Origin of the sequence: Pantoea sp. YR525, from assembly GCF_900116775.1 — a bacterium.
Classification (GTDB): domain Bacteria; phylum Pseudomonadota; class Gammaproteobacteria; order Enterobacterales; family Enterobacteriaceae; genus Pantoea; species Pantoea symbiotica.
In genome coordinates, this window is sequence record NZ_FPBU01000003.1 from 412,393 (window position 1) to 426,795 (window position 14,403).

General features: G+C 53.7%; 16 protein-coding genes. 5 read left to right on the top strand and 11 right to left on the bottom strand.

All coding sequences use genetic code 11. From position 1 onward, the window contains the following. The first annotated feature begins 97 nt into the window (after positions 1–97). The 4 genes from trmB to BM323_RS08425 all read left to right on the top strand — a co-directional run bounded on the left by trmB (position 98) and on the right by BM323_RS08425 (position 4,437). Positions 98–817: a tRNA (guanosine(46)-N7)-methyltransferase TrmB gene (gene trmB / locus BM323_RS08410; protein ID WP_008107230.1), complete on the top strand. Its 720-nt coding sequence runs from the start codon at positions 98–100 to the stop codon at positions 815–817. Beyond that, positions 817–1,143, top strand: a complete 327-nt coding sequence (locus BM323_RS08415) for a YggL family protein (RefSeq protein ID WP_008107231.1) — start codon at positions 817–819, stop codon at positions 1,141–1,143. Before trmB ends, BM323_RS08415 begins: the two co-directional genes overlap by 1 nt. Positions 1,144–1,245: 102 nt before the next feature. Continuing rightward, positions 1,246–1,962, top strand: a complete 717-nt coding sequence (locus BM323_RS08420) for a YggN family protein (protein ID WP_008107233.1) — start codon at positions 1,246–1,248, stop codon at positions 1,960–1,962. A gap of 174 nt (positions 1,963–2,136) precedes the next feature. Further along, positions 2,137–4,437, top strand: coding sequence for an Ig-like domain-containing protein (locus BM323_RS08425; protein ID WP_008107235.1), 2,301 nt, complete (start codon positions 2,137–2,139; stop codon positions 4,435–4,437). A 37-nt stretch (positions 4,438–4,474) separates the two neighbouring features. Here BM323_RS08425 and hemW read toward each other — a convergent pair whose 3' ends face one another. The 4 genes from hemW to BM323_RS08445 are packed head-to-tail and all read right to left on the bottom strand — an operon-like array spanning position 4,475 to position 7,507. Further along, positions 4,475–5,626, bottom strand: coding sequence for a radical SAM family heme chaperone HemW (hemW, locus tag BM323_RS08430; RefSeq protein WP_008107237.1), 1,152 nt, complete (start codon positions 5,624–5,626; stop codon positions 4,475–4,477). Next, complete coding sequence (locus BM323_RS08435; protein WP_008107238.1) at positions 5,619–6,212, bottom strand: XTP/dITP diphosphatase; 594 nt, start codon at positions 6,210–6,212, stop codon at positions 5,619–5,621. Before BM323_RS08435 ends, hemW begins: the two co-directional genes overlap by 8 nt. Positions 6,213–6,232: 20 nt before the next feature. Continuing rightward, positions 6,233–6,787, bottom strand: coding sequence for a YggT family protein (locus BM323_RS08440; protein WP_008107240.1), 555 nt, complete (start codon positions 6,785–6,787; stop codon positions 6,233–6,235). Positions 6,788–6,799: 12 nt separating this feature from the next. Then, on the bottom strand, positions 6,800–7,507 hold the full coding sequence (locus tag BM323_RS08445) for a YggS family pyridoxal phosphate-dependent enzyme (protein ID WP_008107243.1): 708 nt from the start codon (positions 7,505–7,507) through the stop codon (positions 6,800–6,802). Positions 7,508–7,523: 16 nt separating this feature from the next. Between BM323_RS08445 and BM323_RS08450 the strand changes: the two genes are divergently transcribed. Next, complete coding sequence (locus tag BM323_RS08450; protein ID WP_008107245.1) at positions 7,524–8,516, top strand: type IV pilus twitching motility protein PilT; 993 nt, start codon at positions 7,524–7,526, stop codon at positions 8,514–8,516. 116 nt (positions 8,517–8,632) lie between these two features. Here BM323_RS08450 and ruvX read toward each other — a convergent pair whose 3' ends face one another. The 7 genes from ruvX to BM323_RS08485 form a co-directional block, all read right to left on the bottom strand. Beyond that, positions 8,633–9,049, bottom strand: coding sequence for a Holliday junction resolvase RuvX (gene ruvX, locus BM323_RS08455; protein WP_008107247.1), 417 nt, complete (start codon positions 9,047–9,049; stop codon positions 8,633–8,635). After that, positions 9,049–9,612 (bottom strand): YqgE/AlgH family protein, encoded by a 564-nt coding sequence (locus tag BM323_RS08460; protein WP_008107249.1) that lies wholly within the window; start codon positions 9,610–9,612, stop codon positions 9,049–9,051. The genes ruvX and BM323_RS08460 overlap by 1 nt, the downstream gene beginning before the upstream one ends. 82 nt (positions 9,613–9,694) lie before the next feature. After that, the gene (gene gshB / locus BM323_RS08465; protein ID WP_008107250.1) at positions 9,695–10,639 is read right to left on the bottom strand and encodes a glutathione synthase; all 945 of its coding nucleotides are present in this window, start codon (positions 10,637–10,639) and stop codon (positions 9,695–9,697) included. A 77-nt stretch (positions 10,640–10,716) separates the two neighbouring features. Next, complete coding sequence (rsmE, locus tag BM323_RS08470) at positions 10,717–11,448, bottom strand: 16S rRNA (uracil(1498)-N(3))-methyltransferase (RefSeq protein WP_008107252.1); 732 nt, start codon at positions 11,446–11,448, stop codon at positions 10,717–10,719. 75 nt (positions 11,449–11,523) lie between these two features. Continuing rightward, the gene (gene endA / locus BM323_RS08475; protein ID WP_008107254.1) at positions 11,524–12,231 is read right to left on the bottom strand and encodes a deoxyribonuclease I; all 708 of its coding nucleotides are present in this window, start codon (positions 12,229–12,231) and stop codon (positions 11,524–11,526) included. A 113-nt stretch (positions 12,232–12,344) separates the two neighbouring features. Beyond that, entirely contained in the window at positions 12,345–12,857 is a 513-nt protein-coding gene (locus tag BM323_RS08480; RefSeq protein WP_052026008.1) for a SprT family zinc-dependent metalloprotease, read from the bottom strand. Positions 12,858–12,975: 118 nt separating this feature from the next. Continuing rightward, entirely contained in the window at positions 12,976–14,370 is a 1,395-nt protein-coding gene (locus BM323_RS08485) for a sugar porter family MFS transporter (protein WP_008107259.1), read from the bottom strand. Between the last annotated feature and the right edge of the window lie 33 nt (positions 14,371–14,403).

Sequence of the window (14,403 nt, forward strand, 5' to 3'; positions counted from 1 at the left end):
CTCAGGGTGTAAACCGGAACATTGCAAAGGCTTGCTTCTGCTTCCTAACTTTGCATAATGCCCGTTTCCCAGAACAGGCTAACCAGCAGGCTTCAACATGATTAATGACGTCATCACCCCAGAATTTGATGAGAACGGGCGGCCATTACGCCGTATCCGCAGTTTTGTGCGCCGTCAGGGGCGCTTAACGAAAGGACAGCAGCTCGCGCTCGATAATTTATGGCCGGAGATGGGCGTGGAGTTCCAGCAGGAGCCGCTGGATCTGGTGACGCTGTTTGGCCGCGATGCGCCGGTGGTGCTGGAAATTGGTTTCGGCATGGGCGCCTCGCTGGTGACCATGGCGCAGAATAATCCGCATCAGAACTTCCTCGGCCTGGAAGTGCATGCGCCGGGCGTGGGTGCTTGCCTGGCATCGGCGAAGGAAGCGGGCGTGGAAAACCTGCGCGTGATGTGTCACGACGCGGTTGAAGTGCTGCAGAAGATGATTCCGGATAACTCGCTGCGCATGGTGCAGCTGTTCTTCCCGGATCCGTGGCATAAAGCGCGCCATAACAAACGCCGCATCGTACAGGTGCCGTTTGCTGAGCTGGTGATGCGCAAATTGAAGCTGGGCGGCGTGTTCCATATGGCAACCGATTGGGAAGCCTACGCCGAACACATGTTAGAAGTGATGAGTAGCATCGACGGATATAAAAATCAGTCGGAAAGTAATAATTACGTGCCGCGTCCAGAAACGCGTCCGTTAACCAAGTTTGAGCAGCGCGGGCAGCGACTGGGCCATGGCGTATGGGATCTGATGTTTGAGAGGGTGAAATAATGGCCGTACAGCGTAGCCGTCGTTTGCGTAAAAAACTGCATATTGATGAGTTTCAGGAATTAGGCTTCTCCGTCGCATGGCGTTTTGCCGAAGGCACCACCGAGGAGCAAATCGACGCCACTGTTGATCAGTTCATTAATGAAGTGATCGCGCCGAATGGTCTGGCGTATGACGGCAGCGGTTATTTGGTGTGGGAAGGTCTGGTGTGCTTGCAGGAAACCGGCAAATGCACCGATGAACACCGCGAGCTGGTGCGCAAGTGGCTGGAAGCCCACAACCTGACCGATGTGCAGGTAACTGAACTCTTCGACGTTTGGTGGGACTAAGTTTTAGTGGTTGATGCGGGAAGGTGGCCATAAATGGCCACCCTACAACGGAATTCGTAGGGTCGCCATTTATGGCGACCTTTTTATTGCTCAGGAGATTTCATGGTTCGTAAGGCACTTATCGCCGCGCTGCTGCTGGCGGCAACTCAGGCTCAGGCTGCATACGAGTGCAGCGTCAAGCCACAGGATGATGTGATCATTAAACCGCAGAGCGTGCAGGTGGTGGGAACCAACGGCAACCTCGAAATCACTCCGCAGGGCGATGTGCAGTTTAATGGCCAGAAGGTCAACGTGGATAACGCCGCGCGCCAGAAAGCCATCGATTATCAAACCGCGCTGCGTCGCGATTTGCCGTGGATCGATAGCGGCGCGACCTCGCGTCTGGAACGCAGCCGCGTGGCGCTGGACAAAGTGATTGTCGAAAAGCTTGGCGAGAACAGTAACGTGCGTAATCGTCTCACCAAGCTGGATGGTCAGCTTAAGCAGCAAATGAACCGCATTATAGAGCATCGTCCAGACGGTTTGACCTTCCATCATCAGGCCATCGATCAGGTGCGAGCGGAAGGCGAGAAGCTGGTGCAGAGCACGCTCGGCGGCATCATGCAGGATAGCCTCAACGAAATGGGTAGCAGCCAGGCAGCAAACGGCAGCAATCCATTGCAGGCAATCATGGGCAACCTTGGCGGCTTACAGCAGTCGGTGCAGGCGGAATGGAATAAGCAGGAACAGGATTTCCAGAACTTCGGCCACGAAGTGTGTAACCGCGTTACCGTACTTGAAGATCAGCGCAAAGGATTGATGCAGGGCGTTAAAGGATAATTGCCCAGAGTTTGAGAAAGCCAGCCCATAACGGGCTGGCTTTTTAGTTTTAAGCGTTACTGCATTTAAGAATCCGGGATTCGGGACGAATCTGATAACTGTAAAAATTCTAATTAATAAAGATGGCAATGGTTTAGCAACCCCATGAAATCATTTATTTTTTAAGGAATTTTTATGCTATTTTCTAACGCCTCTGCTTCCAATAATAATCCTTTGGTACTCCCACCGCTTATCGTGCTAGCCGAATCCGGTTGGTATAACGATGCGCAAAAGCGCTGGGAAGGCAGCGTGCCATCACCAGACACTGTTACAGTAATCATCACCATCAACGGAAAAAATCCAATTAGCGTGCCGGTAGTGGGCGGTCGTTTTGAATGGACGCCCACGATGCCATTGGCAGATGGCGAATATGTTCTCACCTTTACTGCGATGGATGCTGCCGGTAACAGCAGTACGCCCATTGTCGTCGATTACAACATTGATACCATTGCGCCAGACAAGCCGGTTATCACCGCAATTGAAGACGATGTTGATGGCGGTATCCAGAACGGTAATAGCATTAAGCGTAACGGTTATACCAACGATGCTAACCCAGTGATTCGCGGCGAGGCTGAAGAGAACAGCCTGGTATACATTTACAACAAAAACAGCAAAACTCCGCTAGCTTCGGTAAAGGCGAATTCGCATGGTGAATGGGAAGTCGAAGTCAATTTGCCAGGTGATGGCGCTTATGAACTCAGCGCCGTGGCAGAAGATCGAGCTGACAATCGCAGTCAGGCATCGCCGAAATGGAAATTTGAACTTGATACGCAGAAGCCCAATGAGGCAGCAATCAGTTTCTATAAGGATGATGTGGGTCTCTATCGTGGCGAGTTTAATTTTAATCGCGCCACCGATGATCGTCGCCCAGAGCTTCATGGCAAAGGCGAGTTTGGAGAATTTGTGCGTGTACAATATGCCAGTAAGAACGGCAGCTGGATAACCACTGCAACCGTAACGGTTGATAGCAATGGCCAATGGAAGTGGACACCACCCATTGATCTTGCGGATGGCGAGTGGAGTTTCCGCGTTCGCGGCATCGACCACGCGGGTAATGTGAGCAAATGGAGTAGCAGCACGTCGCTGATCATCGACACCACTACTATCCAGCCAACCATTTTGCAGGCGATTGATAATGTTGGGCCGATCAGCAATATATCACCAGGACAAGCAACCGATGACCCACGGCTGGATTTCAGCGGTAAAGCGGAGGCCAGCAGTCTGATTACCCTTTATCAAAATGGTATTGCTGTTGGATCGACTCAGGCAAGCGTTTATGGTGACTGGAAAATTACGCCATCTAAAGACATGACTGTTGGGATAAATAATTTTAGCGTCAAGGCGATAGATGCTGCAGGTAATGAAAGTGTGTATTCCACCCAATATCCGGTGCAATATAAGCCGTTACCAGAATATGAAAGAAACTACGAAGACTGGGAGTCCAGAGGGAATGATAACTGGTCAACAGGCAGAATTTATAACTATGGCAAGCTTAAAGTCACTGAATTGAAACACGGTGATGCAGCAAATGGCTGGCATACGGGGATTATGACGAACGGCAAAACACATAATGATTATTATCATGGCCGTGCAGTCACTATGTTGGATAACTCCATTGTTAAATATGATTTTGGTGAAACCGACTACGTTGCTTTCAATTACGCTAACTTACACAACAATAATACTCAGGTGAAAATTTTCTCGCCAAACGGTGAACTGATCGCCACTCAATTTCTCGCCAGCAGTGGCACCATTAATTATGAATATCAGAGCAGCAAATTTAGTTATCAAACAACGGCCAATAAACCGATTGGTTACATAGAAGTGCACTCTGCCGTTGATCCAGATACCTATGCGTATTATTGGTACAAGGGCTGGGTCAAAACGGTCAATGATGTTGGCTGGACCATTGATACTATGACCTGGGGAAGTGGTGAAGCAGGTGGGGTTAGTAAAGTTAACAGCATCGCTTCAACAGATGCGTCCCCAATCTATTCCCCAACTGCAGGTGAACTGCATATTATTGATGTCGCCAATTGGTTAATCACCACACAGTATTTGCATCCTGAAACTGCGGCAAGCATTGTCTTTGATAGTGCCAACCAGATAATTGATTTTGCAGCAGTGAGTGAGCGTGTGGATGGCATGCAAAAAATCGATATTACTGGAGTAGGCAATAATCAGCTTAATCTTGATTTAAAAGCATTGCTGACTGAAGGTGCCAATGGTTTATTTATCAGTGATAACAGTAAGCAATTTATGATTGATGGTGATGCCGGTGACCGAGTTATTCTTGATCGTGCTGAGTTCAGCGATGGCTGGTTAATGTCACAGAATAAAGTGCAGGTTGGCGGAGAAAATTGGACGCTCTTAACCAATAGCAAGGAGCATTACACGCTGTTAGTGAACCAGGAAATAGATATTACTTACGGCTAATACGCGAAAAAATGCCCGGTTTTTGCCGGGCATTTTTTTACTCTTCGGTCAGGAATAGCTCCAGCAGCGAGTTCAGGAACAGCTTACCTTTCTCAGTGATCTGCCAGTTTTCGACTGATTCCACCACGTATCCCGCACTTATCGCCGCATCAATTTGCGGGCGAATCACCTGCTCATCCATGCCGGTATAGCGACGGAAATCTGCGCGCGGTGCTGCTTCCAGCAGACGGAAACGGTTCATAAAGAACTCGAACGGTTTGTCGTTCTCTGCCACGTCGTGCTGCTTATCGAGATAATTGCCTTTCATAAAGCCGCGCGGATGACGGGTTTTAACCGTCCGCACGATGCGACCATCGGCTTGCGTCAGCTTGCCGTGTGCGCCACAGCCAATGCCGAGGTAATCACCGAAGCGCCAATAGTTGAGATTGTGCTCGCAGCGATAACCCGGTTTGGCATACGCCGAGGTTTCATATTGTTGATAGCCCGCAGCGCTCAGCAGTTGATGACCTTGCTCAAAGATATCCCACAGCGCATCGTCATCCGGCAGTTTCGGCGGACGCGATCCGAATAAGGTATTCGGCTCAATCGTCAGCTGATACCACGACAGATGCGGTGGGTTGAGCGCAATCGCCTGGCGTAAATCATCCAGCGCTTCTTCCAGCGACTGATCCGGCAAGCCGTGCATCAGGTCGAGGTTAAAGCTGCGCAGACCTAAACCTTCCGCCAGCTGTGCAGCGCGCACCGCTTCTTCCGGTCCGTGAATGCGGCCAAGGCGCTCCAGCTTTTGTGGACTGAAACTCTGCACGCCAATCGAAATACGGTTAATACCGGCTTTCTGGTAGCCGCTAAAGCGATCGGCTTCCACGGTGCCCGGATTGGCTTCCATGGTGATTTCTGCATCGGCCGCCAGCGGCAAACGCGCACGCACGCCGTCCATCAGCATCTGCATTGCATAGCTGCTCAGCAGGCTTGGCGTACCGCCGCCGATGAAAATAGTGCGCACTTCACGCCCGCCGGTCAGAGGCAAATCCTGTTCGAGATCGTTAAGCAGGTGCTGCACATACTCAATGTGCGGCACCTCGCCTTTTAGCGCGTGAGAGTTGAAATCACAATACGGACACTTCTGCACACACCACGGAATGTGGATGTACAGGCTTAATGGCGGCAACTCAGGTAAAAAATCAGGCATTGCGCATCGCTTCCAGCAGCAGCGTCAATGCTTTACCACGGTGAGAGACGGCGCGCTTTTCGTCTTTACTCAGCTCTGCCGCCGTTTTACCTAATTCAGGTACATAGAAGATGGGATCGTAACCGAAACCGCCTGCGCCCGCTGCCGCGCGGGTGATTTCCCCGGCCCAGCTACCGTGGAACACCAGCGGCGTCGGATCGGCGGCGTGACGCACATAAACCAGCACGCAGTGGAACTGCGCCTGACGTTCGCCATCCGGCACCTTTTCCAATGCTACCAGCAGCTTATCCAGATTTTGCTGATCGCTGGCATCAACGCCTGCATAGCGCGCGGAGTAAATCCCCGGCGCGCCGCCCAGCGCATCGACCGCCAGACCGGAATCATCGGCAATCGCTGGCAAACCGGTAATCTCAGCCGCATGACGCGCTTTCAGAATGGCGTTTTCGATAAAGGTCAGGCCGGTTTCTTCCGCCGACTCAACGCCGAGTTCAGTTTGCGCCACGATATCAAGCCCGAAGGCCGCCAACAGATCGGCCAGTTCACGAACTTTGCCCGGATTACCGGTAGCGAGAACAACTTTTTGCATAACAGTTCCAGATAGACGAATTACAGCAAATACCAGAGACCTGGGAACAGGTCCATGCCGAGGAAATTCAGCGCGTACAGCACCAGAATCACAATCATGGCAGAGAAATCGATACCGCCCATCGCCGGCAGAATACGGCGAATTGGCGACATCAGCGGTTCAGTCAGCTGCATCAAAACCTGATCCACCGGGCCGCGACCCTGGCTGATCCAGCTCATCAGCGAACGAATGATGATCACCCAGAACACCAGATAACCGGCGGATTTCACCAGCGACAGCAGGCCAACCAGCAGGTTGGTGGGATCAACCGAGAACACGCCGACCTGAATCAGCAGCAGGATCGGATATTTCAGCGTGGTCAGCACAAAGGCCAGCAGCAGTGATGCGGTATCAATCGGGCCAATCGCCGGGATCACGCGGCGCAGCGGCTTGATAATCGGTTGGGTGATCTTCACGACAAACTGCGCCAGCGGGTTGTAGAAGTCACAGCGCGACCACTGCATCCAGATGCGCAGCAGCAGCACCATCACGTACAAGTCGATCAGCGTTTTGACTAAAAACGTCAGTGTTAACATGAGGTTCCTCAATTATTGTTGTGAAGGTCGCGCATAATCCCGCGCGCCAAAAACGGCGGTGCCAATACGCACCATGGTGCTGCCCGCGGCGATAGCCGCGTCCATATCGTCGCTCATTCCCAGAGAAAGCGTATCGACGTCAGGATAATCCTGTTTTAAGGCATGAAACGCGGCGGCCATCTGCTGACACACCGCTAATTGCCGCGCGTAGTCTGACTCTGGCGCCGGAATCGCCATCAGCCCCCGCAAGCGCAGCTGCGGCAGTGCGGCGATCTGTTGCGCCAGCTCCGGCAGAGCCTCCAGCATGATGCCAGATTTGCTGTTCTCGTCACTGATATTTACCTGAATTAACACGTTGAGCGGCGGCAACGACGCCGGGCGCTGATCGTTCAGGCGCTGCGCGATGCGCTGGCGGTCAACGGTGTGGCACCAGGCGAAGTTTTCCGCTACCAGACGGCTTTTATTGGATTGCAGCGGGCCGATAAAGTGCCATTGCAAATCAGGATGTGCGGCCAGTTCAGCCACTTTTTCAACCCCTTCCTGCACGTAATTTTCACCGAACGCTTGTTGTCCAGCGGCAATGGCTTCTGCGACCGCGCTCGCAGGTTTGGTTTTGCTCACTGCAAGCAGCGTAATTTCTTCTGGCGCGCGGCCGCAACGTGCGGCGGCAGCGGCGATACGCTCACGCACTTGCTGTAAGTTGTGCTCAATGGAAGTCATAGTCAGGAGAAGTTAAATGGAGTTGGATGAAATTGTGGCCCTTAGTGTAAAGCATAACGCCGCCGATCTGCACCTTTGCAGCGGACATTTGCCGCACTGGCGGCGACAAGGCGTGCTTGAGCCGATTCCGCAGCAAAACGCGCTGGATGGCGGCTGGCTGGAAGCCTTTATGCAGCAGTGGCTCACAGCGTCGCAACAGGCCGAGCTGGAGGAGAACGGCCACGTTGACTTTGCCATCACGCTTGCCAGCGGCATTCGACTGCGCGCCAACCTGTTTATGCAGCGTCACGGCTTATCACTGGCGCTGCGGCTGATTGCCAGCCACGCGCCCGATCTCAGCAGCCTGCATTTACCCGACGTAGTGAGCCAGCTATTACAGCTGGAAGAGGGGCTGATTTTAATTACCGGCGCCACCGGCAGCGGCAAATCCACAACGCTGGCGGCGATGGTGGATTGCCTGAACCGCCAGCAGGCGCGGCACATCCTGACGCTGGAAGATCCGATTGAGTTTGTGCATCGCAGCCAGCGATCGCTGATTCAGCAGCGCGAAGTCGGCGCACATTGCGCATCTTTTCAACACGGGCTGAAAGCCGCGCTGCGTGAAGATCCCGATGTGATTCTGCTCGGTGAATTGCGCGACAGTGAAACCATCCGCCTGGCGCTCACTGCGGCAGAAACCGGGCATCTGGTGTTGGCTACGCTCCATACGCGCGGCGCAACCCAGGCGGTTGATCGGCTGGTGGATGTGTTTCCCGCTGAGGAGAAAAATCTGGTGCGCACCCAATTAGCGGGCAGCCTCAAAGCGGTGCTGGCGCAGCGTTTAGTGCCGGCGAAAGCGGGCGGGCGCATTGGCTTGTTTGAAGTGTTGGTGGCGACGCCGGCGGTGGCGAATCTGATTCGCGAAGGCAAAATGCATCAGTTGCCTGGCGTATTGCAAACCGGTGCGCAGGCGGGCATGCAGACATTTGCGCAGAGCGAGCAGGCGCGGCAGTTGGCGGGGATGATTTGACGTGTTGTTGTTATATCGGTCGCCATGAATGGCGACCCTACGACAAGCCAATGAGGGCAGAGTGTGTGGATTTACCGTAGGGTGCACATTAATGCGCACCAGGTTTTGTCCGCGCTTTAATGCGTATCAAACCAATCTTCGAGGATAATCACGGCGGATTGGGAATCAACCTGGCCTTTCTGTAACGCACGAAAGCCGCCGCGTTCAAACAGATCGGCACGCGCTTCGACGGTGCTCAGGCGCTCGTCCTGCAGCTCGACGCGAACGCCAAAACGGCCATGCAGGCGATTGGCGAACTTACGTGCACGCGTGGTGAGCTCCTGTTCGGTGCCATCCATATTCAGCGGCAAACCTACCACCACATAATCGGGCTGCCACTCTTTCAGCAGCTTTTCGATCAGCTTCCAGTCCGGCGTGCCATCCTGCGCTTTGAGCGCCGTTAACGCGCGGGCGGTTCCTGTTAGCTGCTGACCGACCGCAACGCCGATGCTTTTGGTGCCGAAATCGAACCCCAGTAAGGTTTCACTGGCCATCAGGCGTGTCCTGCATCGGTGGCAATGTTGTGAATATCGACACCTAAACCGCGTGCCGCTTCACGCCAGCGCTCAGCGATGGGCGTCTGGAACAGAATATTGGTGTTAGCAGGCGAGGTGAGCCAGGCATTCTCCAGCAGCTCATCTTCCAGCTGACCTTTCTCCCAGGCGCAATAACCCAGCGCCACCAGCACGTTATCGGGCTGCGAAGTGGTACCGATCGCTTCCAGCACATCACGCGAGGTGGTGATCACTGTGGTGTCTGAAATACGAATGCTCGAGGAGTAAATGCGCTGTGCCGAGTGCAGGATGAAACCACGATCTTCCGCCAGCGGACCACCGGCGAACACCGGCTTGTCCAGTTTGATGGCAGGATCGCGTTCGGATGCGCTAATTTTTAGCTTTTTCAGAATGCCTTCAACCGTCAGGTTATCCATCGGCTTATTCACGATCAAACCCATGGCGCCATCTTCATTGTGCTCGCAGATATAGACTACAGAGCGTTTGAACAGTGGGTCCTGCAGCGACGGCATCGCAATTAAAAAATGATGCTGTAAATTCATTATCACTCGTATACCAAAAATAACCGGCGCAGCCGCGGCAGCGCCGGTTTTGGGTGTTCACGGAGTGGAAACTCCGACGGCATCAGCCCAGGCGTTTCTCAATGGCATCCATCAGCATGCCAGTGATCGATATCGGGAACGCGGCCTCGATTTCACGTACGCAGGTTGGGCTGGTCACGTTAACTTCAGTCAGTTTATCACCGATGATATCCAGGCCGACAAAAATCAGCCCTTTAGCTTTCAGCGTTGGGCCGACGCGACGCGCAATTTCCCAGTCGCTGTCGCTCAGCGGACGCGCTTCACCACGGCCACCGGCCGCCAGATTACCGCGCGTTTCGCCACCTTGCGGAATACGCGCCAGGCAGTACGGCACAGGTTCGCCATCCACCACCAATACGCGTTTGTCGCCATCTTTAATCGCCGGCAGATAGTTCTGCGCCATGCAGAAGTTCTGGCCGTGATTGGTCAGGGTTTCGGTGATTACGCCGAAGTTGGGATCGTCTTGCTTCACGCGGAAGATCGATGCGCCGCCCATGCCGTCCAGCGGCTTCAGGATCACGTCGCCGTGTTCCTGCCAAAAGGCGCGCAGCTGCTCTTTATTGCGCGTGACCAGCGTATCTGGCGTCAGGTCGGCAAACCACGCGGTATACAGCTTCTCGTTGCAGTCGCGCAGGCTCTGCGGTTTATTGACGATCAGCGTGCCTTGCTCTTCTGCGCGTTCCAGCAGGTAAGTGGCGTAGATAAATTCGGTGTCGAACGGTGGATCTTTACGCATCAGCACCACGTTGAGATCGGCCAGCGGGATATTCTGCTCGCTGCCAAACGTGTACCAGTTGTCGTAGTTCTGCTCAACGCTCAGCAGACGGGTGCGCGCATAGCTCACGCCACCGCGCAGGGAGAGATCGCTCATCTCCATGTAATGAATTTCGTAACCACGGCGCTGTGCTTCCAGCAACATGGCGAAGCTGGTGTCTTTTTTAATGTTGATGGACGAAATTGGGTCCATAACGATGCCAAGCTTAATCATTATTCTCTCCTAAATGGGGAAGCAATTACCCCGAAAGCGTTGTGCTGTGAAGTTACGTTCGAACCCGAAAGTATCGCTTAACCGAGGTCACCAAACCTCACCTGAAGTGCCGTAATGGCGGTGAGTGCGGTGGTTTCGGTGCGCAACACGCGTGGTCCAAGCAGAATATCGGTAAAACCCTGCTGCGCAGTCATGGCAATTTCATCGGCGGTTAAGCCACCTTCCGGCCCAATCAGTAAGCGCAGGCGCTCAACCGGCTGCGGCAGCGTATTGATGCTGTGGCTGGCGCGCGGATGCAAATTGAGCTTCAAACCGTCTTCGGCTTCCGCGCACCAGGCTTGTAACGTCATCGGTTCGCGAATTTCCGGCACACGATTACGGCCGCACTGTTCACAGGCGGCAATCGCGATTTTCTGCCATTGCTGAATTTTTTTCGCCAGTCGCTCGGCATCCAGCTTTACGCCGCAGCGTTCAGAAAACAAGGGCGTAATCACATTCACGCCAAGTTCGATCGATTTCTGGATAGTGAATTCCATTTTTTCACCGCGCGACATCACCTGACCAAGGTGTAAATGCAGCGGGGATTCACGGTCATCAGCCTGACTGGCAAGGACCCTTACTTTTACACGCTTTTTATCAGCCTGGGTGATTTCGGCGCTAAAAGTCAGATTACTGCCATCAAACAGCTCAATTTGCTGACCGGCCGTCATGCGCAGCACGCGTCCGACATGGTTAGCGGCATCCTCGTCGAGGAAGACTTCGCTGTTAACTTCGAGAGATTCGGGATGATAAATGCGAGGTATACGCATGCGGTTCCTGCCAGCGTTATGCCGTGTCAGCAGACACGGCGCAATCGAAAAAAAAGCTAGTGTAGGGTAGCGCTTTTAGCGCTGGCAAGCCTGCTGTACGTAGGAATTATGATTTCCCTGCACTTTAGCGATGCGATTGTCACGCTCGCACTCCCACGTCGTCACCGGATATTGCTTATCCCACGCGGTAAATAGCTGGGTTTGCTGACGCGACAGGCGCAGATGATATTGGTCGCGCATATAGAAGTAAGTGCGGGCAATGGCGCCACGCGCACGCTCCGGCGGCTGCGCCAGTTTCTGCTTAAAATCGACCTTCATGCCGCATTGACCGTACTGCTGTTCGCCGCCGTTCCACTGGCTGTACTGAAAGTTATTGCGGTCGCCGTTCACTTCACCAATCGCGGGTTGCAGGTTATGCAGATCGCTTTCGATGCGGCGGTAATCGGCATCTTTGTTGCAGCTTTTGCGGCCGCCGTTTTGCCAGCATTGACGCTGATGGCCGAACTCCCACGCGGGCATCACATGTTCCCACTCAATACGTTCGGCGCGATTGGCGTTTTTGCGCACGCTGTAGCCGCAGCTGTTTAAATCGGGCACGCCCTTTTTGCCGTGCCAGCTGATTTTGCAGCCGCAGTAAAAGTCGGCTGGCGCATCAGCATTGATCTGCGCGGCATACGCTTTGGCCTGACTAAAATTGTTTTGATGATAGTTAGTGAAACTGAGGCTGTAAGCGCTAAGCGGGGCAACTAATAAGGTAAGTAACAGCAGCGTTTTGCGAGACATATTCCAAAAATTAACCTGGTCCTGAAAAAGGGCGGCAGGGTAACAGAATGATGACGTACGGGATATGAGATTAGGCTATGTTGCTGAACTATATTACAAACTATATTGCTAAACTATTTCGATAAAAACTCACCGGGTTGCAGCAGCGATTTGCAGTGCACGCAGCGATATTCGCTTTCACCGCGCAGCACGCGGTTATGGCGACGCACAGTGAGCTGATGCTGCTGGCAGCTGCAGCGATAGGGAAAGGTGTTGCTGCGCACCGAGTCGATTTCAAACTTGTGGGTGCGACGCGCAGGCACACCCAGCACGCTCTCCATCATCCATTTCCACTCTTTGCCGTGCGGCGGCACGCGGCCAAAGGTTTTCCACACCAGCAGATGCGCCAGTTCGTGCGGCACCACTTCATCAACAAATGCCTGCTGATTCTCCAGCAGCAGCACCGGATTGATGCGGATTTCCCACTTCTCCAGCCATGCGGTGCCCGCAGCGGTGCCGCGCTGCTGATAGATCAAAGAGGGCTCATCAAAGCGGCGTTCCAGCTTGTCGTTAGCCAGCTGCAAATAATGGCGCAGCGAACGCATGACGGCTTGCTGTAAGGCGATGGGAAGGCGTGGTGTTTTCATGTGGGGCAGCATAAAAGTTTGCAGCGGTTGAATCAACTGAGTGTGAAGCGGTCGCCATTAATGGCGAACCTATAAAAAAGGGCTGCCAGTTGGCAGCCCTTGCATTCGCTTATCGGGATTACTTCTGACCGATGTCGCGCAGTTTTTTGCCAGACATCAGGTTGCGTTCGATGTGCTCCAGCGAGACGTTTTTGGTCTCTGGAATCAGCGCCAGCGTCAGCAGAATGAAGAACACGTTCAGACCGGCGTAAACCCAGAAGGTTGGCGCGTTGCCCAGCGTATTCAGCATGGTCAGGAAGGTGGCACCGACAATCATGTTGGCAATCCAGTTGGTCGCGGTGGAAACGGTGATACCGAAGTCGCGGCCTTTCAGCGGCTGAATCTCGGAACACAGTACCCAAATCAACGGACCGGCCGACATCGCAAAACCAATGATGAACATCAGCAGCATCGCCACCGCGAAGTACTGCGCTTCTGGCGAGTGGATGCCGATGTGCAGCATGGTGCCGAGAATGCCCATACCAATCGCCATCACCATGAAGCCCAGCACCAGCGTAGGTTTACGGCCCCAGCGATCCACCAGACCGATAGCAATAAAGGTGGCCAGTACGTTCACCAGACCGACAATCACCGTGCCCCACATTTGCTGCGTGGTATTGGCGAAGCCAGCGATTTCGAAGATTTTCGGTGCGTAGTACATGATGACGTTCATACCGGTGAACTGCTGCATCACCTGCAACAGCACGCCGAGGAACACTGCGCGGCGGAAGTTGCTGTTGCTCTGGAATAGCTGCCAGCCCGACTGTTTGATTTTCAGGCTTTCACGGATTTCATCCAGCTCGCGTTTTGCTTGTTCGCTGGTATCACGCAGACGCGACAACACGCGCTCAGCACTGCGGAAATCACCTTTAGCCGCCAGCCAGCGTGGGCTGTTCGGCAGGAAGAATACCCCAATGAGCAGCAGCACCGCTGGAATGGTGATGATGCCCAGCATCCAGCGCCATGCGCCAGCATCACTGAATGCGGTATCGGAGAGATACGCCGCCAGAATACCGATGGTGATCATCAGCTGGTACAGCGAAATCATACTGCCGCGAATTTTCTCTGGCGCGATTTCAGAGAGATACAGCGGCGCGGTGTAAGAGGCGACACCAACGGCCAGGCCAAGCACCACACGTGCGGCGATCAGCATTTCCGGGCTGGTTGCGCCCGCAGACCACAGCGAACCGATTACAAACAGAATCGCACCGGCCATCAGGCTCTTTTTACGACCGAGACGCGATGACATCCAGCCGCTACCCACAGCACCCACAGCTGCACCAAACATCATAGAGCTGACGATCCACTCTTGCTGATGTGCGGTGACGTTAAAGTCTTTCGCGATGAAAGGCAGAGCACCGGCGATAACACCGATATCCAATCCAAACAGCAAGCCGGCCAGCGCCGCTAAAAAGCAGACAAACAAGGTCATGACCTTATTTGAAGTTCTGCTCTTATGAGTATTACCAGGCATGAAGCCTCCAAAGTTTATCCATCGTTGTTGTTA